This window comes from Brachymonas sp. KE5 (assembly GCF_057773645.1).
This window is the reverse complement of the sequence record NZ_CM173463.1, coordinates 461,567-484,071: the sequence shown is the minus strand read 5'-3', so window position 1 is coordinate 484,071 and position 22,505 is coordinate 461,567. Positions and strand designations below refer to the sequence as shown.

The 22,505-nt window shown below is 63.9% G+C and carries 19 protein-coding genes and 1 riboswitch; of the genes, 8 read left to right on the top strand and 11 right to left on the bottom strand.

The window, feature by feature from the left end:
• Nucleotides 1–137: 137 nt before the first annotated feature.
• The 5 genes from ACX36O_RS02295 to rplM all read right to left on the bottom strand — a co-directional run bounded on the left by ACX36O_RS02295 (nt 138) and on the right by rplM (nt 4,086).
• Entirely contained in the window at nt 138–1,103 is a 966-nt protein-coding gene (locus tag ACX36O_RS02295; protein ID WP_371687194.1) for a cation diffusion facilitator family transporter, read from the bottom strand.
• Between the two features lie 42 nt (nt 1,104–1,145).
• Nucleotides 1,146–2,582: a multidrug transporter subunit MdtD gene (gene mdtD, locus ACX36O_RS02290; RefSeq protein WP_213358757.1), complete on the bottom strand. Its 1,437-nt coding sequence runs from the start codon at nt 2,580–2,582 to the stop codon at nt 1,146–1,148.
• 109 nt (nt 2,583–2,691) lie between these two features.
• Nucleotides 2,692–3,072, bottom strand: coding sequence for an iron-sulfur cluster insertion protein ErpA (gene erpA, locus ACX36O_RS02285; RefSeq protein ID WP_091815716.1), 381 nt, complete (start codon nt 3,070–3,072; stop codon nt 2,692–2,694).
• A 180-nt stretch (nt 3,073–3,252) separates the two neighbouring features.
• Entirely contained in the window at nt 3,253–3,645 is a 393-nt protein-coding gene (gene rpsI / locus ACX36O_RS02280) for a 30S ribosomal protein S9 (protein WP_091815713.1), read from the bottom strand.
• A 12-nt stretch (nt 3,646–3,657) separates the two neighbouring features.
• Nucleotides 3,658–4,086: a 50S ribosomal protein L13 gene (rplM, locus tag ACX36O_RS02275; protein ID WP_091815712.1), complete on the bottom strand. Its 429-nt coding sequence runs from the start codon at nt 4,084–4,086 to the stop codon at nt 3,658–3,660.
• Between the two features lie 269 nt (nt 4,087–4,355).
• Here rplM and ACX36O_RS02270 point away from each other — a divergent pair, with 269 nt between their 5' ends.
• Both ACX36O_RS02270 and ACX36O_RS02265 read left to right on the top strand, forming a co-directional pair.
• Nucleotides 4,356–5,249 (top strand): 23S rRNA (adenine(2030)-N(6))-methyltransferase RlmJ, encoded by an 894-nt coding sequence (locus tag ACX36O_RS02270; RefSeq protein ID WP_371698268.1) that lies wholly within the window; start codon nt 4,356–4,358, stop codon nt 5,247–5,249.
• Between the two features lie 349 nt (nt 5,250–5,598).
• Nucleotides 5,599–7,047, top strand: coding sequence for a tryptophanase (locus ACX36O_RS02265; RefSeq protein WP_371687195.1), 1,449 nt, complete (start codon nt 5,599–5,601; stop codon nt 7,045–7,047).
• Nucleotides 7,048–7,231: 184 nt separating this feature from the next.
• On the opposite strand, the gene ACX36O_RS02260 is transcribed toward ACX36O_RS02265, so the two are convergent.
• Nucleotides 7,232–8,401, bottom strand: coding sequence for an anhydro-N-acetylmuramic acid kinase (locus ACX36O_RS02260; RefSeq protein ID WP_213358754.1), 1,170 nt, complete (start codon nt 8,399–8,401; stop codon nt 7,232–7,234).
• Nucleotides 8,402–8,430: 29 nt separating this feature from the next.
• Nucleotides 8,431–9,834, bottom strand: coding sequence for a peptidoglycan DD-metalloendopeptidase family protein (locus ACX36O_RS02255; RefSeq protein WP_488360002.1), 1,404 nt, complete (start codon nt 9,832–9,834; stop codon nt 8,431–8,433).
• Between the two features lie 416 nt (nt 9,835–10,250).
• Here ACX36O_RS02255 and tyrS point away from each other — a divergent pair, with 416 nt between their 5' ends.
• The 6 genes from tyrS to creD all read left to right on the top strand — a co-directional run bounded on the left by tyrS (nt 10,251) and on the right by creD (nt 18,809).
• On the top strand, nt 10,251–11,498 hold the full coding sequence (tyrS, locus tag ACX36O_RS02250) for a tyrosine--tRNA ligase (RefSeq protein ID WP_250130948.1): 1,248 nt from the start codon (nt 10,251–10,253) through the stop codon (nt 11,496–11,498).
• Between the two features lie 121 nt (nt 11,499–11,619).
• On the top strand, nt 11,620–13,899 hold the full coding sequence (locus ACX36O_RS02245; protein WP_371698369.1) for a PhoX family protein: 2,280 nt from the start codon (nt 11,620–11,622) through the stop codon (nt 13,897–13,899).
• A 193-nt stretch (nt 13,900–14,092) separates the two neighbouring features.
• Nucleotides 14,093–15,013 (top strand): DUF808 domain-containing protein, encoded by a 921-nt coding sequence (locus ACX36O_RS02240; protein WP_213358744.1) that lies wholly within the window; start codon nt 14,093–14,095, stop codon nt 15,011–15,013.
• Between the two features lie 60 nt (nt 15,014–15,073).
• Nucleotides 15,074–15,787, top strand: a complete 714-nt coding sequence (gene creB / locus ACX36O_RS02235) for a two-component system response regulator CreB (RefSeq protein WP_213358742.1) — start codon at nt 15,074–15,076, stop codon at nt 15,785–15,787.
• Nucleotides 15,784–17,289 (top strand): two-component system sensor histidine kinase CreC, encoded by a 1,506-nt coding sequence (gene creC / locus ACX36O_RS02230; RefSeq protein ID WP_250130947.1) that lies wholly within the window; start codon nt 15,784–15,786, stop codon nt 17,287–17,289. The genes creB and creC overlap by 4 nt, the downstream gene beginning before the upstream one ends.
• 89 nt (nt 17,290–17,378) lie before the next feature.
• A complete protein-coding gene (gene creD, locus ACX36O_RS02225; RefSeq protein ID WP_488360001.1) occupies nt 17,379–18,809 on the top strand; it encodes a cell envelope integrity protein CreD in 1,431 nt (476 codons plus the stop codon).
• A gap of 132 nt (nt 18,810–18,941) precedes the next feature.
• On the opposite strand, the gene metF is transcribed toward creD, so the two are convergent.
• Genes metF through ahcY form a run of 4 tightly spaced genes read right to left on the bottom strand, consistent with a single transcriptional unit; the run spans nt 18,942 to nt 22,328 of the window.
• The gene (gene metF, locus ACX36O_RS02220; RefSeq protein ID WP_488360000.1) at nt 18,942–19,796 is read right to left on the bottom strand and encodes a methylenetetrahydrofolate reductase [NAD(P)H]; all 855 of its coding nucleotides are present in this window, start codon (nt 19,794–19,796) and stop codon (nt 18,942–18,944) included.
• Nucleotides 19,797–19,830: 34 nt separating this feature from the next.
• The gene (locus ACX36O_RS02215; protein WP_488359999.1) at nt 19,831–20,583 is read right to left on the bottom strand and encodes a TlyA family RNA methyltransferase; all 753 of its coding nucleotides are present in this window, start codon (nt 20,581–20,583) and stop codon (nt 19,831–19,833) included.
• Entirely contained in the window at nt 20,583–20,855 is a 273-nt protein-coding gene (locus ACX36O_RS02210) for a helix-hairpin-helix domain-containing protein (RefSeq protein ID WP_371686312.1), read from the bottom strand. Before ACX36O_RS02210 ends, ACX36O_RS02215 begins: the two co-directional genes overlap by 1 nt.
• A gap of 36 nt (nt 20,856–20,891) precedes the next feature.
• Entirely contained in the window at nt 20,892–22,328 is a 1,437-nt protein-coding gene (gene ahcY, locus ACX36O_RS02205; protein ID WP_213358732.1) for an adenosylhomocysteinase, read from the bottom strand.
• A 73-nt stretch (nt 22,329–22,401) separates the two neighbouring features.
• A riboswitch (S-adenosyl-L-homocysteine riboswitch) is annotated at nt 22,402–22,480 on the bottom strand.
• Nucleotides 22,481–22,505 lie beyond the last annotated feature (25 nt).

Sequence of the window (22,505 nt, the reverse complement as noted above, 5' to 3'; positions counted from 1 at the left end):
AATATTTTCACGCATCGCGGCAATAGGGCGTAAACCCTGATGCGCAAGGATAGCAACCTGGACTATTCGCGCGCGCCCATACGGACAGCACTGCCGGGGAAGCCATGCTGCGGCTGGCAACTCACGGGCGGTGCCACTCAGCTGATGGTTGCAGCCGTGCTGGCTGACGCCGCTTCCGCCACCGGCTCCAGATCGCCCAGGGTCTGCACGGGCTCCATGTCGAACGGGAGCATTTCGATGGTGGCGTGCAGCTGGGGCTGGCTTTCCACCAGCGCGCGCTCCACATCGTTGCGCAGCTTGGCCGAGCGGCCCAGCGTCCAGCTCGCCGGCACGTGCATGTGCATGGAAACAAAGCTGCGCTGGCCGGCCGCGCGCGTGACCACATGATCGAAACGCACCAGTTCGCGGCCCTGCGCATCCTTTTCCTGCTGCACGAAACGGTCCAGCGTCTGCTGGATGCTGTCTGCAGTTTCGCTGTCGACCACGCTGTCCATCAGGCCATGGCTGGAGTTGCGGATCAGGTGCCAGCCCTCCTTCAGGATGTTCAGCGCCACGGCAATGGCCACTACCGGGTCCAGCCAGAGCCAGCCGGTCAACTGCACCAGCGCCACGCCGGCAACCACGCCGAGAGAGGTCCAGACGTCGGTACGCAGATGGCGCCCATCCGCCTCTAGCGCAATCGAGTTGTGCACCTTGGCCGCCTTCAAAAGCACCCAGGCGCCAATGCCATTGAGCACAGTACTGGCCATCGAGAACGCCATGCCCCACCCCAGCTGCTCCAGCGGCTGCGGGTTCATGAGGCGGTCGATCGAGGTCCAGAGAATGCCCAGCGCGGCGCCGAAGATCAGCATGCCCTCGAAGCCGGACGAAAAGTATTCGGCCTTGTGGTGGCCGTGGGGATGGTCCTCGTCCGCCGGGCGCTCGGCGATGGTCACCATCATCAGCGCGAAGACGGCACCGGCCAGGTTGACGAAGGACTCCATGGCGTCGGACAGCAGGCCGACCGAGCCGGTCACATACCAGGCCAGGGTCTTGAGGATGATGGTCAGGACGGCGGCCGCAGCCGACATCCAGAGCAGGGTCTTGGGACGAGGGAGTTTCATGGACATTCCGTAGGACAGTCGGGCAGACTGGGGGATGGGGTGTCAGTCGAATCCGGGGTCCTGCTCCAGCCGTCGCATCCAGACCGAGTGGGGAGACAGCTGCCAGAACACCCAGGCGGACGCGAGCGTCATGCCGCCCATGCAGATGAAAGTGTAGCGGAAGGCCTGCTGCATGCGCTCCGGGTCGGCTTCTGCCTGCAGGGTTTCGGCAAAACCGCCAAGCACGGCGGCGGCCAGCGCAACACCCAGGCTCATCGCCAGCATCTGCACCATGGACAGCAGGCTGTTGCCACTGCTGGCCTGCGCCGTATCCAGATCACGCAGAGTGAGTGTGTTCATGGCGGTGAACTGCAGCGAATTGCAGGAGCCGAACAGGTAGAACTGCAGCACCAGCAGCCAGACCGGCTCCGCCCCGCTGATCAGGGCAAAACTGGCGATCATGCCGCCCACCAGCGCGGTGTTGATGACCAGCACGCGCCGGTAGCCGTAGCGTGTGATTGACCAGGTGGCAAAGCGCTTGATCAGCATGCCGGCGAGCGCCATGGGCAGCATCATCATGCCCGCCTCGGCTGGCGAATAGCCGAGGCTGAGTTGCAGCATCAGGGGAATCAGGAAAGGCACGGCACTGCTGCCCAGACGCGAAATCAGGTTGCCCGTGAGGCCGATGCTGAGCGCCGGCACGCGGAACAGGCTGGGCGCAAACAGCGGATGGGCTTGCCGTCCCGCGCGCAGCCAGTAGGCGGCCAGGCAGGCCAGGCCCGTCACCAGCACGACGAGCGAGGCCGCGCCATGCAGGCCGATCGCAGCCAGCCCGTCGACGGACAGCAGCACCAGCGCCATGCCCAGGGCCAGCAGGCCGTATCCCGGCACGTCCAGCCTGCTGCGCTCCACGCCGCGGAAATCCGGCAGATAGCGTCTGGCAGCGATCCAGCCGATCAGCCCGACCGGCACGTTGACGAGGAAAACCCAGTGCCAGGAGGCGATTTCCACCAGCCAGCCACCCAGCGTGGGGCCGAGCAAGGGCCCCACCAACCCCGGAATCGCGACAAAACTCATGGCACCCAGGAAACGTTCGCGCGGAAAGGCCCGCAGCACGGTCAGGCGGCCCACCGGCATCAGCAGCGCACCGCCTGCGCCCTGCAACACGCGCGCTGCCACCAGCTGGTTGAGGGTCACGGCCAGTCCGCAGGCCAGCGAGCCGATGACAAACACCAGGATCGCACCCAGAAACATGCGGCGCGTGCCGAAACGGTCTGCCAGCCAGCCCGACAACGGAATCAGGATGGCCATGGTGAGCGAATACGCCACCAGCACCGCCTGCATGCGCAGCGGACTCTCGCTCAGGCTCCGCGCCATGGCCGGCAGCGCCGTGTTGACGATGGTGGCGTCCAGCGTCTGCATGAAGAAGCCGACCGCCACCAGCCACAGCAGGCGCCGGAGCTGGCGTTCATCAGCCTGGGGCAGAACCGGTGGCGTCATGTTGCAACCGGCAAAACGCCGACAACCGCCACGAGGGCGGTTGCAGATAGGGGGCGAAACGCATCACGCCGGCCTACTGCGCCGGCGCACCAACACCGCATGACGGCTCTTACATTGAGAAGCTGGAGCCGCAGCCGCAGGTGGTTTCGGCGTTCGGGTTGCGGATCACGAACTGGGCACCCTGCAGGTCTTCCTTGTAGTCGATCTCGGCACCGACCAGGTACTGGTAGCTCATGGCATCGATCAGCAGGGAGACGCCGTTCTTGGTCATCACGGTGTCGTCGTCGTTGGTGATTTCGTCAAAGGTGAAGCCGTACTGGAAACCCGAGCAGCCGCCGCCCTGCACGAACACGCGCAGCTTCAGGTCGGGGTTGCCCTCTTCGGCGATCAGGTCGGCCACCTTGGCGGCAGCGCTGTCGGTGAACAGGATGGGGTCGTCGGAGACGGGGGCTGCATTCTCGGCAGCGGTGGATTCGGCAACAGTAGTCATGTCTTGCACTTCTTGAATCAGTCAGTCTGGCAGCAATAGTACAGCAAATTACTCAACCATTTGCCGCACATCCCTATTGCCGTTGCGGGATGTAGGGTTTTGGCACCGGCGTGCCGGGATGCTGCATAAAAAAACCGCACGCGGCAAGCCGGTGCGGTTTCTTGCGGCAGCAGAAAGCGATTAACGCTTGCTGAACTGCTTGGCGCGACGGGCGCCACGCAGACCGATCTTCTTGCGTTCCACTTCGCGGGCGTCACGCGTGACGAAGCCGGCCTTGCTCAGTTCGGGCTTGAGGGCTGCGTCGTAGTCGATCAGGGCACGGGTGATGCCGTGGCGGATGGCGCCAGCCTGGCCGGATTCGCCGCCGCCGTGCACGTTGACCTGCACGTCGAAGGATTCCAGGTTTTCAGTCAGGGCCAGCGGCTGCTTGGCGATCATGATGGAGGTCTGGCGGCCGAAGAACTCTTGGATGTCCTTGCCGTTGACCGTGATCTTGCCGGAGCCTTTTTTCAGAAACACGCGGGCGACGCTGGATTTGCGACGGCCGGTGCCATTGTTCCAATCACCAATCATTGTGATGCTCCTTTAGACTTCCAGCACTTTGGGTTGTTGGGCAGTGTGCGGATGCTCAGCACCGCCGTACACCTTCAGCTTCTTGATCATGGCGTAGCCCAGAGGACCCTTGGGCAGCATGCCCTTGACGGCCTTCTCGAGCGCGCGGCCGGGATGCTTGGCCTGCAGATCGCGGAAGTTGGTGGCATAGATGCCGCCGGGGAAGCCGGAGTGGCGATAGTACATCTTGTCCAGAGACTTGGTACCGGTCACTTTCAGCTTGGAGGCGTTGATCACGACGATGTAGTCGCCGGTATCGACGTGGGGGGTGTAAATGGCTTTGTGTTTGCCGCGCAGACGGAGGGCAACTTCGCTGGCTACCCGGCCGAGCACCTTGTCGGTGGCGTCAATCACAAACCACTCATGTTGCACCTCAGCGGGTTTTGCGCTGAATGTTTTCATGGGTTTTTTCCTTTGGAAATGTGGTTTGGCTGGCTATTTCGCTAGCCGTGCCGCGCAACCATTGCACGGCGGGGGCGTCCGGCCTATTCCACGGTCGGTGTTCTTCTGGTGAGAACCTCTTAGGTGGGGGTACTGCTTTTGCCGCGGGCCAAAGACGCAGGCAAGCCGATGATTATACGAAGAATCCGGTGATTGCCACAAGTATTTGATGACTGCCACCCTTCGACTGTGCCCGCCGGCCCACAAAGCCCTGTACGATGGCGGGCATCATGTTCAGCTACCGCCACGCCTTCCACGCAGGCAACCACGCCGATGTGCTCAAGCACATGACGCTGGTTGCCATCCTGCGCTACCTCACTTCGTCCAAGGAAACGCCCCTGCTGCTGGCCGATACGCACGCCGGCACCGGCCTGTACCGGCTCGATGGCGGCGATGCGCAGACTAGCGGCGAAGCCAGCGAGGGCGTGCTGCCGCTGTGGCAGCAGTATGGCCCGGGCGCGCCGGACGCTGCCAAGGCACCGGAAGCCCTTGCGGCGTATTTTGAGGTGCTGACCGCCTTCAACGGCGGCGAGGCGCTGCGCAAGTATCCCGGCTCGCCCTTTATCACCGCCACGCTGATGCGCCCGCAAGACCAGTTGCGCCTGTTCGAACTGCACCCCACCGACAGCCGCCTGCTCGACAACAACGTGGCGGAACTGAACCGGCCCGACGCCATCCAGGTGGTACGCAACAACGGCTTTGCCGGCCTCAAGGGTCTGCTGCCGCCGCCCAGCCGGCGCGGCCTGATCCTGATCGACCCGAGCTACGAGCTCAAGACCGACTACGGCCAGGTGACTGCCACGGTGCAGGACGCCCTGCAGCGGTTTGCCACCGGCTGCTACGCAGTCTGGTATCCGGTGATTCCGCGCCCCGAGGCACATGAACTGCCGCGCAAGCTCAAGGCCCTGGCCCAGCAGGCCGGCAAGAGCTGGCTGCATGCCACGCTGGCGATTGGTCGCGGGGATGAAAACAGCGCACGCGATGGACTTCGCGCCAGCGGCATGTTCGTCATCAACCCGCCCTTCGTGCTGAAGGAGCAGCTGGAGCAGGCGCTGCCGGTGGTGCACAAGTTGCTCAAGCGCGGTACCGGCGCCAGCTGGGCAGTTGAGGCCAGCAAGGCCTGACGGCATTCTCGCGCTTTTTTCTAGCACCCCCCGACCCTGGCAAACGCATTGCCTCCCAAGCCTGCTTGGGCGCTCCTCTCCATGTGTGGGGCGCTTCTTCGCAATCCCAGCGTCTTGGTCCGCCAAGCATCCTTCGGGGCACCGGTAATTTCTGCGCGACTCTTAATCTGGATCATCCAAGCTGCTGACGCGTCCGCATCCGCAATTCACCGAATTGCATAATGTCAGGTGGCACCAGTCGGACTTCATTCCTACAGCCCTGCCGAACCTAAAGAACCCGATCCCTGCTGCGGTGTGTTTTTCCGCGGCTTCGGGCTTCTACTTTCAAAAAATCGGAGGTTTCCCATCCATGGCACACGTCAAATTCTTCAGCGGCGAACAGGTTCCGCTCGAAATGCACAAGGTTCGCATTGTGCAGAAACTCAATCTCGTTCCGGTGGAGCAGCGCCTGGCCGCCATCACCGAGGCAGGCAACAACACCTTCCTGCTGCAGAACAAGGATGTCTTCATGGACATGCTGACCGACAGCGGCGTGAACGCCATGAGCGACCAGCAGCAGGCCGCCATGATGATCGCCGATGACAGCTACGCCGGCAGCGCCACCTACACGCGCCTGGAGCGCAAGCTCAACGAGATCTTCGGCATGGACTACTTCCTGCCCACGCACCAGGGCCGTGCCTGCGAGAACATCCTGGCGCAGACGCTGGTGACGCCGGGCAGCGTGGTGCCGATGAACTACCACTTCACCACCACCAAGGCGCACATCACGCTCAACGGCGGGATGGTGGAAGAGATCATTTCCGACAAGGGTCTGGAAGTGGTCAGCGCGCACCCGTTCAAGGGCGACATGGATGTGGCGAAGCTCGAAGGCATCATTGCCAAACATGGCGCCGACAAGATCGCTTTCGTGCGCATGGAAGCCGGCACCAACCTGATCGGCGGCCAGCCCATCTCGCTGCAGAACCTGGCCGACATCCGCCGCGTGTGCGACGAGCACAAGCTGCTGCTGGTACTGGACGCCAGCCTGCTGGCCGACAACCTGTACTTCCTCAAGCAGCGCGAGGAGAGCTGCAAGGCCCTGTCCATCCGCGAGATCACGCGCAAGATGGCCGACCTGTGCGACATCATCTACTTCTCCGCACGCAAGCTGGGCTGCGCGCGTGGCGGCGGCATCTGCATCCGCAGCAAGGCCGTGTACGAGAAGATGCGCGGTCTGGTGCCGCTGTACGAGGGCTTTCTGACCTACGGCGGCATGTCGGTGCGCGAGATGGAAGCGCTGACCGTCGGCCTGGACGAGACCATGGACGAGGACATGATCAGCCAGGGTCCGCAGTTCATCGCCTACATGGTGGACGAGCTGCAGAAGCACGGCGTGCCGGTGATCACCCCTGCTGGCGGCCTGGGCTGCCACATCAACGTGATGCAGTTCCTGGACCACATCCCGCAGGCGCAGTACCCGGCCGGTGCGCTGGCTTCGGCGCTGTACATCGTCAGCGGCGTGCGCGGCATGGAGCGCGGCACTCTGTCCGAGCAGCGTGACCCGGACGGCACCGAGCCGATGGCCAACATGGAGTTGCTGCGCCTGGCCATGCCGCGCCGCGTGTTCACGCTGTCGCAGGTGAAGTATGTGGTGGATCGCCTGGTGTGGCTGTACCAGAACCGCCAGCTGGTGGAAGGCCTGCAGTTCACGGACGAGCCTGCCATCCTGCGCTTCTTCTATGGCCGTCTGGCACCGGTGTCGGGCTGGCAGCAGAAGCTGGTCGAGAAGTTCCGCACGGACTTTGGCGACAGCCTGTAATTCGCGGATGCAGCTGGTACTCTCCTGACGGTAAGCACCGGCTTGGCCTCGGGTGGCGCAGCACAGATATCGCGCTGCGCCTGCCGGGCTGCCGGGCTGCCGGGCTGCCGGGCTGCCGGGCTGTCGGGCTGTCGGGCTGTCGGGCTGTCGGGCTGTCGGGCTGTCGGGCTGTCGGGCTGTCGGGTCAGGCAGGATACAGGCAACCGAGCACGCGCGGGCCGCGTGCCCCTGTGACGGCCGTCATGTCGATCGGCTCACGCAGCCAGGTCTTGCTGGCCAGCCAGGCAAAAGCAGTGGCCTCCACCGCTTGCGGATCCATGCCGTGGGCCAGGGTGGATTCCACGATCACACCAGGCAGCGCCTGCGCCAGCTGGCGCATGATTTCCCCGTTGCGTACGCCACCGCCGCATACCAGCAGGCGCCTGGCGTCGGGCGCAGACGTGCGCAGATGATGCGCTGCCGCTTGCACCGTATAGGCCGTGAGTGTCGCCTGCACATCCACCGGAGCCATGCCGGGATGCGCTGCGAGTTGCTGCTGCAACCACTCCATATTGAAAAGATCGCGCCCCGTGCTCTTGGGTGGGGGCTGCTGGATATAGGGCTCGGCCATCAACTGCTGCAACAGCGCGGCCTGCAGCTGCCCCTGCGCCGCCCAGCGGCCATCGGCATCATAGGGCTGGCCGGTATGCAGTTGGCACCAGCCATCGAGCAAAGCGTTGGCAGGGCCGCAATCGAAGCCGACAGGCGTCCTGCCAGGCTGCAGCAGGCTCAGATTCGCGATGCCGCCAAGATTAAGCACGGCCATGGTGCCACTGCCGCATTGGAAGCCGGCGCCGCTTTGCCACAGCGCCTGGTGAAACACCGGCACCAGCGGCGCGCCCTGCCCGCCTGCAGCCACGTCGCGGCTGCGGAAATCGCAGGCCACGGCAATGCCGCTCAGCTCGGCCAGCAAGGCGCCATTGACCAATTGTGTCGTGTACCCCATCCCATCAAACAGACCCGGGCGATGCCGCACCGTCTGCCCATGCGCACCGATGACGGCCACGTCGGCAGGCGCCAGACCCGCCTGTGCGCATAGCTGCTGCACGCACTGGGCATACACCTGCATCAGCGCATTGGCGGCCAGCGCCGCACGGTGCAATTCGTTGTCGCCAGGGCTGTTGAGCGCCAGCAGTTCATCGCGCAAAGCCTGCGGCAGGTCCACGCTGGCAAAGGCACGCTGCACCAGGCGCAAAGACGAAGCCCCGCCAGAAGCGGGGCTGATGTCGACCAGAACGCCGTCGACACCATCCATGGAGGTGCCGGACATGAGGCCGATGCAGGTCAGGGGAAAAGCGGTAGCTGGCGCAGTCATGCGCGCATCATACGCCAGCCCCTGCGGGATCAACGGGCGCTGGCGAGCTGAATGCCTTGCGCCTGCTCCCAGTTGCGCTGGGCCAGTGCCACGACTTGGTTGAAGGCCGGACGCTGCGAAGCGGCCAGGGTTTCGGCGCGCTTCTCGGCCAGCACCACCTCGGGGTTCTCCGGCACGTCGTTGTTGCGCGTTTCGAAATGCAGGTGCGGCCCGGTGGACCAGCCGGTATTGCCGGATTTGGCAATCATGCTGCCCTGTACCACCTTCTCGCCCACACGCACATGGATGCTGTTCAGGTGGGCATACAGCGTGGACTGCTTGTTGGCATGCTCGACGATGACCACATTGCCATAGCCGGTCTGCGTACCGGCAAAGCTCACGGTCCCGTCAGCCACGGTCACCACCGGAGTACCGATGGCAACGCGATAGTCCACACCCGTGTGCGGGCGCGCATCGCCAAACACGGGGTGCAGGCGATACGGAGAAAAACCGCTGGTGATGAAGGCGCCGCCGGGAATCGGCGAAGCCAGGTAGGCCAGCTCCAGGCTCTTGCCCTCGGGTGTGTAGTACTTGCCGGACTGGCCGCGGCCGCCGTCAAACCACACGGCGCTGTGCGTGCTGCCCTGCACCTGCACCTTCGCGTTGAGCACACGGCCGAAGCCCAGCACTTCGCCGTCCACGGCCATGCTCTCGTAGGCCACGGTCAGGGCGTCGCCCTTGCGCGCATCCTGTTCGATGCGGGTTACCGGATCGAAGATATCCAGCACCTGGGTGGCGACTGCAGCGGGCACGCCGGCGGCACCGGTTGCCTGGAAATACTTGCCGCCCAGCGTCACGCTGGCCAGTTCGGTACGCACTTCAGGCGCACCGGACTTGGTCTGGTAGCGGAAGCCGTCGCCTTCGCGGGTAATGGTCAGCTCCTGGTAGCGGCGCGTCTGGCCGGCTTCGATCCAGCGCACACGCAGGGACTTGAGGCGCTGGTCGGGCAGCACCTCGGCCTGCACGGCGCGCTGGTTCTGGCCCAGCAGTTCGCCGCGCACCGCATCGGTCGTGCGCAGATAGCTCTCGGCAGCAGCGTCGCTCACGCCGATACGGGTCAGCAGGCTGGCTGCAGTATCGTTCTCGCGGGTGTCGGTATTGCGGTAGAGCACGAATTCGTGGGCGCGCAGGTCGGCCTCCTGCTTGCTCAGGGCCGTGGCGGGTTGCACCACTTCCAGCACCTGGCGGATGACCACGTCATCCTGCTGATTGGGAGCGACCACGGCAAAGGCACCACCCGCACCCAGCAGCATCACGGCAGCCAGGGCGCCGAGGCCTGCGCGCGGGTTGCCGCGCATCCAGGCACGCGCCTCGCACGCTGCAGCGCGCAGCGTCCCCTGGACGCCTGTCTCGCTGCCTTGTTCCACTTCGCTTGTCTGTTCGGTTTCAGTCATCAATTTCTTACCATGGAGACCGGCAGGGCCTCCATCACAGGGCACGCACCGCTCCGGCCAGGCGACTCGCAGTCACCCTGCATCAAGGGCCGGATCAGGCCACGCATTGAATTTTCTGCACATGCAGCGAGCACGATCGCCCGAAAACTGCATCCTCGTCGAGGGCGCCCCGCGACACATTCCGTGTCGATACAGGGAGATCACAGTTCTGCCGCCCCACTGCGGCGCTGTTGGATAAAATGAGCGCCACTTCCTACTACTGTCATCCCCCGTGCTACACGGATGTAGGAGCAGGATGACATCTGGGTGTGGAGTATGACAGTCTTTCTCTGTCAGCATCCTGAATTACCCGCAACCCTTTCTGCCATTTGCAAGCGCATGTTACACGGCGGCAGCGGCACACAAACATGACGAAAATGTTAAATAGTACTGAAATCAACCAGTTGAATCCCAGTTCCGATGTGCTACATGCACTGAATGTTACAAAGCGTGGCTGCGAGGAACTGTTGCCCGAGAACGACTGGCTGCGCAAGCTGATCAAGTCCGAGCAGAGCGGCCAGCCGCTGCGCATCAAGCTGGGGCTGGATCCGACGGCGCCCGACATCCACATCGGCCACACGGTGGTGCTGAACAAGATGCGCCAGCTGCAGGACCTGGGCCACACGGTCATCTTCCTGATCGGTGACTTCACCAGTCTGATTGGCGATCCCTCCGGCCGCAACAGCACGCGCCCGCCGCTGACGGCCGAGCAGATCAAGTACAACGCCGAAACCTACTACCAGCAGGCCAGCAAGGTACTGGACCCGAGCAAGACCGAGATCCGCTACAACAGCGAGTGGAACGACCAGCTCGGCGCGCGCGGCATGATCCAGCTGGCCGCGAAGTACACCGTGGCGCGCATGATGGAGCGCAACGACTTCCATGAGCGCTTCCATGCCGGCAACTCGATCAGCATTCACGAGTTCCTGTATCCGCTGATGCAGGGCTACGACTCGGTGGCGCTCAAGTCCGATATCGAGCTGGGCGGCACCGACCAGAAGTTCAACCTGCTGATGGGGCGTCACCTGCAGGAAGAGTACGGCCAGGAGCCGCAGTGCATTCTGACCATGCCGCTGCTGGAGGGCCTGGACGGCGTGGACAAGATGTCCAAGTCCAAGAACAACTACATCGGCATCACCGAGGACGCCAACACCATGTTCGCCAAGGTGCTGTCGATCAGCGATACGCTGATGTGGCGCTGGTTCACGCTGCTGTCCTTCCGCTCGGAGGAAGAAATCCGCATGCTGCGCTCGCAGGTGGAAGGCGGGCGTAATCCGAAGGAAGTGAAGGTGGCGCTGGCCAAGGAGATCACGGCGCGCTTCCACAGCGCCGCGGCGGCCGATGCGGCGGAACAGGACTTCATCAACCGCTCGCGCGGCGGCATTCCGGACGAGATCGACGAGCGCAGCCTGCCGCTGGGCGACGGCGGCGCGCCGGTGGGCATCGGCGCCCTGCTCAAGCAGGCGGGCCTGACGGCCTCGTCGGGCGAGGCCAACCGCCTGATCGATGGCGGCGGCGTGCGCGTGGATGGCAGCGTGATCAGCGACAAGGGCCTGAAACTGGGCGCGGGCACCTATGTGCTGCAGGTGGGCAAGCGCAAGTTTGCGCGGGTGACGCTGGGCTGATTCTGTTGGCGATGGCACCCTGCGGAGGGTGTCATCCAAGCTTCAACAAGGGGTAACCAATTCGTCATTTTGCAACTGCATGATGGGCAGTCGTTTTCGTCCACCCATTTCTGGAGCCTTCATGCATTCCGACAAGACCCCTTCCGTTATCTACGACGATAACGAAATCGTCAACCACAGCAACAACACCCATTTCAACGACATCCTGGCGCCCAACCTGAACCGCCGCAGCGTGCTGCGCGGCAGCGTGGCCACTTCTGCCGGCGTGCTGCTGGGCAGCGTGGGCCTGACGGCGTGTGGTGGTGACGGTGGCACCGCGACCCCGAGCCCCAACGCCGACAAGGGTGCCGACAAGCTCAAGCTCAGCTTCGAACCCGTGCAACACACCAACGCCGACCTGGTGACGGTGCCCAAGGACTATCAGGTCAGCATCCTGCACGCCCTGGGCGACCCGATCAGGTATGGCCACAGCAGCTGGAAGGATGACGGCTCCGAGACGGCCGAGTCCTACCAGTTCCGCATCGGTGACGGCCACGACGGCATGTACTACTTCGGCCTGAGCAACGACGGCAAGTTTGATGCCAACCGCTCCGACAAGGGCCTGCTGTGCGTGAACCACGAATACGTGGTGCAGCCTTATGGTCTGCATGAGAACGGCATTACCTGGATTGCCGACCCCAAGTTTCCGAAGCCCGCAAGCCTTGCCAAGGATGCAAGCGACGAGCAGAAAGCCGCCTACAAAAAGGCGAATGATGACTACCTGTACTATCGCCGCCGCAAGGCCGACGAGATCACCAAGGAAGTCTATGCACACGGCGCCAGCGTGGTGGAAGTCAGGCGCGATGCCGGCAGCAACGACATGAAGATGGTCGACTCCGAGTTCAACATCCGCGTGCACTCCGCAACCCCGATGGCCTTCGGCGGCCCGGCTGCGGGCAATGCCAAGCTGGTCACCAAGCTGTCCAAGGACGGCATGGCGGCCTTCGGCATGAACAACAACTGCGCCTGCGGCTACACGCCCTGGGGCACCTACCTGACCTGCGAAGAAAACTACCTGAACGTGCTGGCCCGCAAGCGTGGCGATGACACCGGTCGCACCAAGGCCGAAGTCGATGCCCTGAAGCGCTACGGCCTGCCCCAGGGTCGCGTCAGCCCCTACAGCTGGGACCAGGTGGAAGGCGATCAGGCGACGGACGACAAGTTTGCCCGCTGGAACAGCAGCCAGGGCGGCGAGGGCTCCACTGCCAAGGACGACTTCCGCAACATCTTCAACACCTTCGGCTGGGTGGTGGAAATCGACCCCTTCAAACCCGACAGCAAGCCGGTCAAGCGCACTGCGCTGGGCCGCTTCAACCACGAAGGCGCCTGGCCGGCTCCAGCCAAGGCAGGCGAACCGATCGTGATCTATTCCGGTGACGACGCCCGCAACGAGTACGTGTTCAAGTACGTTTCGGATGCCAAGTGGGATCCAGCTGACGTGAACAAGGGCTTCGAAGCCAGCGCCAAGTATCTGGACAAGGGTACGCTGTACGCCGCCAAGTTCAACGACGACGGCACCGGCGAATGGCTGGAGCTGACCCATGGCAAGAACGGCCTGGATGCCGGCAACTCCCTGTACCCCTTCGCCGACCAGGCGGATGTATTGATTCACTGCCGTCTGGCTGCAGATGCCCGCGGCGCTACCAAGATGGACCGCCCCGAGTGGGGTGGTGTGAACCCGTTGAACAACGAGGTTTACATGACCATGACCAACAACTCCCAGCGCACCGCCGACAAGCTCAACGCCGCCAACCCGCGCGTGGGCAACACCAACGGCCATATCGTGCGCTGGCGCGAACAGGGCAGCCAGGCAGGCACCACGTTCAAGTGGGACATCTATCTGTTCGGCGCCCGCGTCGATGGCAAGCAAAGCGAGAACCTGTCCAAGCTGAGCGCCACCAACGACTTCTCCAGCCCGGATGGCCTGTACTTTGACCAGCGCACGCAAGGCGGCGCAGGCCTGCTGTGGATCCAGACGGACGACGGCGCCTATACCGACGTGACCAACTGCATGATGCTGGCCGCGATTCCGGGTGAGGTGGGCGACGGCAAGACCGTGACCACCAAGGAAGGCCAGCAAACCATCATGGGTGCCCATGCCACGGGCGAGAACATCCGCCGCTTCCTGGTCGGCCCGTACGACTGCGAAATCACCGGCGTGGTGGTGACTCCGGACGGCAAGACGCTGTTCTTCAACGTGCAGCACCCGGGCGAGGCCGATGCCAACTTTGCCACCAATGAGTTCACCAGCCACTGGCCGGGCAACCAGCCGGGCATCACCAGCCAGCACAAGGACCACAAGCGTCCGCGTTCTGCGACCGTGGTGGTAACGCGCAAGGACGGCGGCGTGATCGCCCTGTAAGCCTGCGCACCTGAAGCATCAGGTACCGCAACGCCTGTGTCCAAAAGACACAGGCGTTTTTCATTGCTGCGCACAATGCCGCTGGACTGCCGTCTTTTTCGCGCCATGCACCACAATCCGGCTCCGGCTGACATGGAGGTGGCGCGCAATCTCTCTACAATTTCACCAGCTTTTTCTTCAGAACACTTTCTCCATGGCCTCCAGTCTGTTTCTGCTGCTTGACGACATCGCGACCCTGCTCGACGACGTTTCCGTAATGACCAAGGTCGCCGCCAAGAAAACGGCCGGCGTGCTGGGCGATGATCTGGCGCTGAATGCGCAGCAGGTCTCCGGCGTGAAGGCAGACCGCGAGTTGCCGGTGGTTTGGGCAGTGGCCAAGGGCTCGTTCGTGAACAAGCTGATTCTGGTGCCGCTGGCGCTGCTGATCAGCGCCTTCCTGCCCTGGCTGATCAAGCCGCTGCTGATGGTAGGCGGAGCCTTCCTCTGTTTCGAAGGCGTGGAAAAGCTGGCGCACACGTTCCTGCACAGCAAAACGGAAGACGCGGCACATCACGCGGAGATGGTGGAAGCCGTGGCCAATCCGGACGTGGATCTGGTTGCGTACGAGAAGGACAAGATCAAGGGTGCTATCCGCACCGACTTCATCCTGTCCGCAGAGATCATCGTGATCAGCCTGGGCACGGTGGCTGCGGCTGCGCTGCCGCAGCGCATCGCGGTGCTGTCGGCGATTGCCATCGTGATGACGATTGGCGTGTACGGACTGGTGGCCGGCATCGTGAAGCTGGACGACATGGGCCTGTGGCTCAGCCGCAAGGCGGGCAGCCTCGCACAATCCTTCGGCCGTTTCCTGCTGTGGGTCACCCCCTGGCTGATGCGCGCGCTGTCGGTGCTGGGCACGCTGGCGATGTTCCTGGTAGGTGGCGGCATCATTGCGCACGGTATTGCACCGCTGGCGCACTGGCTGCACGAGATCGAGCTGAGCTGGAGCGGGCTGTTCAGCTCCGTGACCGCCATGCTGGTCAACCTGGGCATCGGCCTGCTGGTGGGGGCGGTGGTGCTGGCGGTGGTGACGCTGATCCAGCGCCTGCGCAAGCCGGCAGGCACCACCATCTGATCCGCGCATGGAGATGGCGGCAGCATTCTTCACGCACTTGCACGCCAGGTCGAGCAGGACATGACGGTGCCCGCCCCCTGCCCTCTGTTGCTGGTCGAGGATGATCCCGCCATCGCGGAAACCGTGACCTACGCCCTGGCCCGCGAAGGCATGATCACCACGCACTGCCTGCTGCTGCAGGATGCGCGCCGGCAGCTCGAGCAGCAGGCGTATGCCGCACTGATCCTCGATATCGGCCTGCCGGATGGCAGCGGGCTGGACTTCTGCCGCGAGTTGCGCCAGCAGGCCGCTACCGCCACACTGCCGATCCTGATGCTCAGTGCCCGCAGCGATGAGCTCGACCGCGTGCTGGGGTTGGAGCTCGGTGCGGATGACTATCTCGGCAAGCCGTTCAGCCCGCGCGAACTGGTGGCACGTCTGCGCGCCTTGCTACGGCGCAGCCGGCAGATGACTGCGGGCCCGGGCGCTCCGGCGCCGGAAGCCTTTGTGCATGACCTGGCAGGCCAGCGCATCCTGCTGCACGGCACTGCGCTGGCGCTGACGCGCATGGAATACGGTTTGCTGGCCTGCCTGCTGGAACATGCCGGCCGCATCCTCGCGCGGGACTATCTGCTGGATCGCGTATGGGGCGTACAGGCGGACAGCGCAGACCGCACCGTCGATACCCACGTCAAGACGCTGCGTGCCAAGCTGCGCCAGGTGGATGGCCGCCATGAGTACATTGCCACCCACCGCGGCATGGGCTACAGCCTCGAACTGCCGCAGCAGCCATGAACCGCACGCTGCGCATCGGTCTGGGGCTGCGCCTGCTGTTTGCATTCTTCCTGATCAACGGAATTGCGGCCCTGTTCGTGCTGCGCATCTTTACCGCCGAAATCAAGCCAAGCGCACGCGAGGTGATGGAAGACACGCTGGTCGATACCGCCAACGTGCTGGCCGAACTCGCCGCACAGGATTTTCCGCCTGGTTCCCCGGATCTCGCCGGCGCACAGGCATCTCCGTCAGCAGGTACGCCAGCACCCGTCTTCACCGGGACGCGTTTCGCGAACAGCGTGGATGCCTACATCAAGCGCCCGGTGCAGGCCCGCATCTGGGGCCTGCACAAGACCCAGGTGGACTATCGCATCTATGTGACGGATGCTCGCGGGCAGGTGCTGTACGACTCCGCTCACCTGGCGGAGGGGCAGGATTTTTCCCAGTGGAGGGATGTCTATCTCACCCTGCGCCGGCAATATGGAGCGCGCACCTCGCCGGAAGATCCCGATGATCCCGCCAGCTCGGTCATGCACGTGGCGGCCCCCATCTACCAGCAGGGGCGCATCATCGGCGTACTGACCGTGTCCAAGCCCAACCGCACGGTCCAGGGCTTCATCGACCGGGCCGAACGCAAGATCATGGCCAACGGGCTGTGGCTGCTCGGGCTCTCGGCGCTGGTCGGCGTGCTGGTCACCCTGTGGCTGGTGTGGAACGTGCGCAAGCTGCAGCGCTATGCCAACAGCGTTCAGGCCGGCGGGCAGGCGGCCCTGCCCATTCCCCGGGTGCCAGGAGAACTGGGCGAGCTGGCGCAGTCCATGGATGCCATGCGGCGGCGCCTGGAGGGGCGGGAATACATCGAACACTATGTACGCACGCTCACGCACGAGCTCAAGAGCCCGGTGGCGGCCATCCGCGGCGCGGCCGAGCTGCTGGAGGATGAACTGCCCGCTGCCGATCGCGAACGCTTTGCGCGCCAGATCGGCAGCCAGGCCGAGCGCATCCAGCAGTTGGTGGACCGCCTGCTGCAGTTGAACAAGCTGGAGCAACTGCAAGCCTTGCCCAAGCCGCAAGCAGCCCTCCTGTCAGACTGCGCGCAGGAGGCCATGCGATTGCAGCAGGCACGTGCGGAGCTGCGTGGCATCCGGCTGGTGTTTTCCGGCACCAGTCCGCAGCCATTGCCGCTGGATCGGGATCTGGTCGTGCTGGCCTGCTCCAACCTGCTGGCCAACGCCATCGATTTCTCGCCTGTCGAGTCCACCGTTGGCGTGCATGTCGAAGGCCTGACACTGAGCGTGGAAGACCACGGCCCCGGCGTCCCGGATTACGCACTCCCACGGCTGGGCGAGCGCTTTTTCACCACGCAACGGCCGGACGGCAGCCGCAGTGGCAGCGGTCTGGGTCTGGCAATCGTGCATCAGGTGATGCTTCTGCATCATGGCGCGGTCCGTTTCCAGCCGCTCAGCCCCGGCCTGCGCGTGACGCTCGATTTCCGCTCGCCATCTGCCCGCCCCACCCCCTGAGGTACTGGCGCTTCACACCGGCTTCACACACTTCATCTGCACCGCACAACTGCGCCGCATGATGAAGCCCAGTTCAACTGTGGAGACCCATGATGCGAAGTGCCTTGACCAAACTGCTGTCCCTCGGGCTCGTCCTTGCCCTGTTGATGGCCATGCTGCTGCACGTGCGCGACCTGGTGGAAGACCGCAAGTCCTATCGCGCCGAGGCCGAGGAGAGCGTGGTACGTGGCACTGCGGGGCCGCAAAGCCTGGTCGGCCCGATTCTGCTGCAGCAATGCACCGAAAGCTGGCAGGAGCGGGATGAAGACGGCAAGCCACGCAAGCTGCAGCAGAGCCTGGCCACCACGATATCGCCCGCCCGCCTGCAACTGGACGATGCCCGGGTGACGGTCACGCCCTTGAAACTGGGCCTGTATCCGGTCAACACCTTCACGCTGAAGACGCGCGTAAAGGCCCACTTCAATGCCGATACCCTGTCTCCCCAAAGCAGCCGTCCGGGGGCCACCCTGCGCTGCATGCCGCCGGTCCTCGCACTGGCGATTGGCGATCCCCGCGGCATCCGCCGCAGTGACGTGCAAATCAACCAGCAAGCCCTGCCGGTGCAGTCCGGAACCACGCTGGCGCGCCATCCCCAGGGCATCCACGCCAAGCTCGATTCCCTGGTGCAGCCCGGCGGCAAGTTTGCCGCCATGGATGTGGAGGTAGATCTGGAACTGCTGGGGACCAGCAGCCTGTCCATCGTGCCGGCAGCGGACGACACCAGCGTCAAGCTGTCCGGCAACTGGCGGCATCCAGGCTTTGGCGGCAGCTTTCTGCCGGCTCAGCGCGAAATCAATGACCAGGGATTTCAGGCGCAGTGGAAAGTGTCCAGCCTGGCTACCAGCGCGTTCAGCGACTTCAATGCAGGAGCGCAAGTATGCGCTCCGACTGATGACAGTGCCCATTCAGCCACGATGGCTGCCGCAGCACGTGTCGATGAGGCCAGCGAGGTGGCACACAAGGCCTGCCTGGATGCATTCCAGGTGCGCTTCGTGAATCCGGTGGATCCCTACAAGCTGGCCGACCGTGCCGGAAAATATGGCTTGCTGTTCGTGGCGCTGACCTTTGTGGCCGTGGGCATGTTCGAAGTGCTGCGTCAGCTACGCGTGCACCCGGTGCAATATCTGCTGGTGGGTTCTGCCCTGGCCATCTTCTTCCTGCTGCTGCTCAGCCTGAGCGAGCACTATCCGTTCGCCCTGGCCTATCTGGCGGCTGCCAGTGCCTGCGTGCTGCTGCTGGGCTTCTACGCCAGCCACATCCTGCATGGCTGGAAACGCGGGGTGCCGTTTGGTGCAGGCATAGCGCTGCTTTACGGACTGCTGTTCCTGCTGCTGCAGCTGGAAGAGAACGCGCTGCTGGTCGGCTCGATCGCCCTGTTCCTGGTGCTGGCGCTGGTGATGTTTGCGACCCGCCGGGTGAACTGGTATACCTTGCTGGATAACACCAAGCCTGCCTACGAGGGATCCGGCAAGGTGGTGTGACGAGAGACGCGGGCGCCATGCGTGGATCATGACTGTTGGCAATGGAGTGACGAGTTGCATGTCACTGCCGGAACCACGAATCAAAAAGCCCCGATTCTTGCGAGTCGGGGCTTTGTGCTGGAAGAATTCCGATCAGGCAACCGCACTCTCTGCGGCACCCAGTCCCAGTCGTTCACACAGCGCCAGCGTGGGAGCCGCCTGGTTCATGGTGTAGAAATGCAGTGAAGGTGCGCCGCCTTCCAGCAGGCGCTCGCACAGGTCTGCCACGACTTCATGGCCAAAAGCCTTGATGCTCTCCACATCGTCGCCGTAGGACTGCAAGCGCAGGCGGATCCAGCGCGGAATTTCGGCGCCGCAGGCATCCGAGAAACGGATCAGCTGGCTGCTGCTGGTAATGGGCATGATGCCCGGCACGATGGGGGCGCTCACGCCGAGCGTCGCTGCTTCGTCCACCAGACGGAAGTAGGCATCGGCATTGAAAAAGTATTGGGTGATGACACCATTGGCACCGGCATCGACCTTGGCCTTGAGGGCGCGCAGGTCGGCCTCGGGGCTGCGGGCCTGCGGGTGCACTTCGGGGTAGGCGGCGACTTCGATGTGGAAGTAGTCGCCGGTTTCCACGCGAATGAAGCTGACCAGATCGCTGGCGTGCATGAACTCGCCGCCGACGCCATGGCCACTGGGCAGGTCGCCACGCAGGGCCACCAGACGTTTCACGCCCATCTGGCGCAGGGTTTCCAGCTGTTCGCGTACGCTGGCCTGGGTAGCGCCCACGCAGGAGAAGTGGCTGGCGGCCTCCATGCCTTCCTGCAGGATTTCCTGCACGGTGTCGAAGGTGCCTTTCTGGGTGGAGCCGCCGGCACCGTAGGTGACCGAGCAGAACTCGGGCTGGCAGGCGTACAGCTTCTTGCGTACGGCGCGCAGTTTCTCGGCGCCCTCGGGCGTTTTGGGGGGAAAGAATTCGAAGCTGATGGATGGCGCGGTCATGGCGTCAGTCCTTTTTCAAGTAATTGTTGTAGGTTCATCCGGCCTTGCGGCCGTGGAGAAAGAATTCGCGGTTGCCGTCACCGCCGGCGATCGGGCTGTCGAGCCAGTGCAGCACGTCGATTTGCAAGTCTGCACAGCATTGGCGCAGGCGCTGCTCCACCTCGGCATAGTGGGCGGGATCGCGCACTATGCCGCCCTTGCCGATCTGCGCCGGCTGCAGCTCGAACTGCGGCTTGACCAGCATCAGCAAGTGGGCGCCCGGCTTGAGCCAGGGCAGCACGGCGGGAAGCACCAGAGTCTGCGAAATGAAGGACAGGTCTCCGACGAGCAGGTCAAAGGCCTCGCTGAGCACGGCAGCCAGCGCGACCGGATCCCGGGCATTCACCTTCTCGTACGCCCGAACCCGTGCATCCTGGCGCAGGCGCGGGTGCAACTGGCCTTGGCCCACATCCAGCCCGGTGACCTGCGCCGCGCCATGCTGCAGCAGGCAATCGGTAAAACCGCCGGTGGACTGTCCGACATCCAGACAGCGCAGGCCGGAGACGTCCAGCCCTGCCGCCTGGAGTGCCCCTTCCAGCTTGAGCCCGCCACGCGACACGTAGCGCGCCTCGGCCTCATCCTGCAGCTGCAATTCGGCTTCAAACGGCAATTCGTCGCCATTCTTGCGCACCGGTTGCCAGGCCGTTGCGCCCGGCAGGCGCCACTGCACGCCGGCTGCAATCAGGCGCTGCGCCTGGCTGCGGCTGGAGGCAAGCTGGCGGTCCACCAGCAACTGGTCGGCACGCATCAGGCCTGCCTTTCTTCGTGCTGCAGATTGGCCAAGTCGATCACGGAGCCAATGGCGCGGATCGCGTGCGGATTGTTCTTCCAGCACGAAGTACGCATCATGTACGCGATCTCGGCAACGATCTCGACCGGATCGGCACCCACCAGCGCCGCCAGCGGCGCATGGCCGGTCTGCTCCAGGCGCAGCAGCACCGCCGGGCCCACCCCTTTCAGGGCGAGCAGGCGTTCGCGCTCGGCGTCGGAGAACACGGCAGGGCACGGAACGTGGGACATGGCGAGGTCAGGCAGTCAGAGCAGCAAGGGGCAGCATCAGTAGCGGTAGCTGTCCGGCTTGTAGGGGCCTTCCTTCGGCACGCCGATATAGGCAGCCTGAGCGTCGGTCAGCTCGGTCAGCTTCACGCCCAGCTTGCGCAGCTGCAGGCGGGCGACCTTCTCGTCCAGGTGCTTGGGCAGCACGTAGACCTTGCCCACGTCGTAGCCGTCGGGGTGGCAGTACAGCTCCATCTGCGCGATGGTCTGGTTGGCGAAGGAGGAGGACATCACGTAGCTGGGGTGGCCGGTGGCGCAGCCCAGGTTCACCAGACGGCCCTTGGCCAGCAGAATGATGCGCTTACCGTCCGGGAAGATCACGTGGTCGACCTGCGGCTTGATTTCTTCCCACTGGCATTTCTCTTCCAGCGCAGCCACCTGGATTTCGTTGTCGAAGTGGCCGATGTTGCAGACGATGGCCTGGTCCTTCATGGCGGCCATGTGCTCGTAGCGGATCACGTCACGGTTGCCGGTGGTGGTGACGAAGATGTCGGCCAGCGGTGCGGCTTCTTCCATGGTGACGACGCGGTAGCCTTCCATCGCAGCCTGCAGGGCGCAGATCGGGTCGATCTCGGTGACCCACACCTGGGCGCTCAGGGCGCGCAGTGCCTGGGCCGAGCCCTTGCCCACGTCGCCATAGCCGGCCACCACGGCGATCTTGCCGGCCACCATCACATCGGTGGCGCGCTTGATGCCGTCCACCAGCGATTCGCGGCAGCCGTACAGGTTGTCGAACTTGCTCTTGGTGACGCTGTCGTTCACGTTGATGGCGCGGAACATCAGCGTGCCCTTGGCAGACATTTCCTTCAGGCGGTGCACGCCGGTGGTGGTTTCCTCGGTCACACCCTGGATCTCGGCGCTCTTGCGGCTGTACCAGGTGCCGTCTTCGGCCAGCTTGGCCTTGATGGCGGCGAACAGGATGCGCTCTTCCTCGCTGCCGGGGTTGGCCAGCACGGAGGGGTCGGTTTCGGCCTGCTTGCCCAGATGCATCAGCAGCGTGGCATCGCCGCCGTCATCCAGAATCATGTTCGGGCCTTCGCCGGCGCTGCCCTTGGGGCCGAAGTCGAAGATGCGGTGGGTGTAGTCCCAGTAGTCTTCCAGCGATTCGCCCTTGATGGCGAACACCGGCGTGCCGCCGGCGGCGATGGCAGCGGCGGCATGGTCCTGCGTGGAGAAGATGTTGCAGGAAGCCCAACGCACGTCGGCGCCCAGCGCCTGCAGGGTTTCGATCAGCACGGCGGTCTGGATCGTCATGTGCAGGCTGCCGGTGATGCGCGCGCCCTTGAGCGGCTGCGCTGCGGCATATTCCTCGCGGATCGCCATCAGGCCGGGCATTTCGGTTTCGGCGATGGCGATCTCCTTGCGGCCCCAGGCGGCCAGGGAGATGTCGGCGATGGCGCTATCTAGCGGCGCCACGGGGGAGTGTTGTGCGTTCATGTGGTTTTGCTCCAAAGGCAAGTTCGGAAAAAACCAGTGACGGGGCGTAAAAAAGCTCACCGCACCGGATATCGTGGGGTGAGCGTCGTTGCAGATGGTGCCCAAGCCTCACGCCCTGCCTTGCGCAGGACGTTGCAACGCTCCTTGGGAATGGACGTGATTATAGGCGAGAGCTGG

What these genes read in the sequence shown, in the direction of transcription:
- ACX36O_RS02295 (WP_371687194.1), bottom strand. Translation starts at nt 1,103, where the DNA reads ATGAAACTCCCTCGTCCCAAGACCCTGCTCTGGATGTCGGCTGCGGCC.
- mdtD (WP_213358757.1), bottom strand. Translation starts at nt 2,582, where the DNA reads ATGACGCCACCGGTTCTGCCCCAGGCTGATGAACGCCAGCTCCGGCGC.
- erpA (WP_091815716.1), bottom strand. Translation starts at nt 3,072, where the DNA reads ATGACTACTGTTGCCGAATCCACCGCTGCCGAGAATGCAGCCCCCGTC.
- rpsI (WP_091815713.1), bottom strand. Translation starts at nt 3,645, where the DNA reads ATGATTGGTGATTGGAACAATGGCACCGGCCGTCGCAAATCCAGCGTC.
- rplM (WP_091815712.1), bottom strand. Translation starts at nt 4,086, where the DNA reads ATGAAAACATTCAGCGCAAAACCCGCTGAGGTGCAACATGAGTGGTTT.
- ACX36O_RS02270 (WP_371698268.1), top strand. Translation starts at nt 4,356, where the DNA reads ATGTTCAGCTACCGCCACGCCTTCCACGCAGGCAACCACGCCGATGTG.
- ACX36O_RS02265 (WP_371687195.1), top strand. Translation starts at nt 5,599, where the DNA reads ATGGCACACGTCAAATTCTTCAGCGGCGAACAGGTTCCGCTCGAAATG.
- ACX36O_RS02260 (WP_213358754.1), bottom strand. Translation starts at nt 8,401, where the DNA reads ATGACTGCGCCAGCTACCGCTTTTCCCCTGACCTGCATCGGCCTCATG.
- ACX36O_RS02255 (WP_488360002.1), bottom strand. Translation starts at nt 9,834, where the DNA reads ATGACTGAAACCGAACAGACAAGCGAAGTGGAACAAGGCAGCGAGACA.
- tyrS (WP_250130948.1), top strand. Translation starts at nt 10,251, where the DNA reads ATGTTAAATAGTACTGAAATCAACCAGTTGAATCCCAGTTCCGATGTG.
- ACX36O_RS02245 (WP_371698369.1), top strand. Translation starts at nt 11,620, where the DNA reads ATGCATTCCGACAAGACCCCTTCCGTTATCTACGACGATAACGAAATC.
- ACX36O_RS02240 (WP_213358744.1), top strand. Translation starts at nt 14,093, where the DNA reads ATGGCCTCCAGTCTGTTTCTGCTGCTTGACGACATCGCGACCCTGCTC.
- creB (WP_213358742.1), top strand. Translation starts at nt 15,074, where the DNA reads ATGACGGTGCCCGCCCCCTGCCCTCTGTTGCTGGTCGAGGATGATCCC.
- creC (WP_250130947.1), top strand. Translation starts at nt 15,784, where the DNA reads ATGAACCGCACGCTGCGCATCGGTCTGGGGCTGCGCCTGCTGTTTGCA.
- creD (WP_488360001.1), top strand. Translation starts at nt 17,379, where the DNA reads ATGATGCGAAGTGCCTTGACCAAACTGCTGTCCCTCGGGCTCGTCCTT.
- metF (WP_488360000.1), bottom strand. Translation starts at nt 19,796, where the DNA reads ATGACCGCGCCATCCATCAGCTTCGAATTCTTTCCCCCCAAAACGCCC.
- ACX36O_RS02215 (WP_488359999.1), bottom strand. Translation starts at nt 20,583, where the DNA reads ATGCGTGCCGACCAGTTGCTGGTGGACCGCCAGCTTGCCTCCAGCCGC.
- ACX36O_RS02210 (WP_371686312.1), bottom strand. Translation starts at nt 20,855, where the DNA reads ATGTCCCACGTTCCGTGCCCTGCCGTGTTCTCCGACGCCGAGCGCGAA.
- ahcY (WP_213358732.1), bottom strand. Translation starts at nt 22,328, where the DNA reads ATGAACGCACAACACTCCCCCGTGGCGCCGCTAGATAGCGCCATCGCC.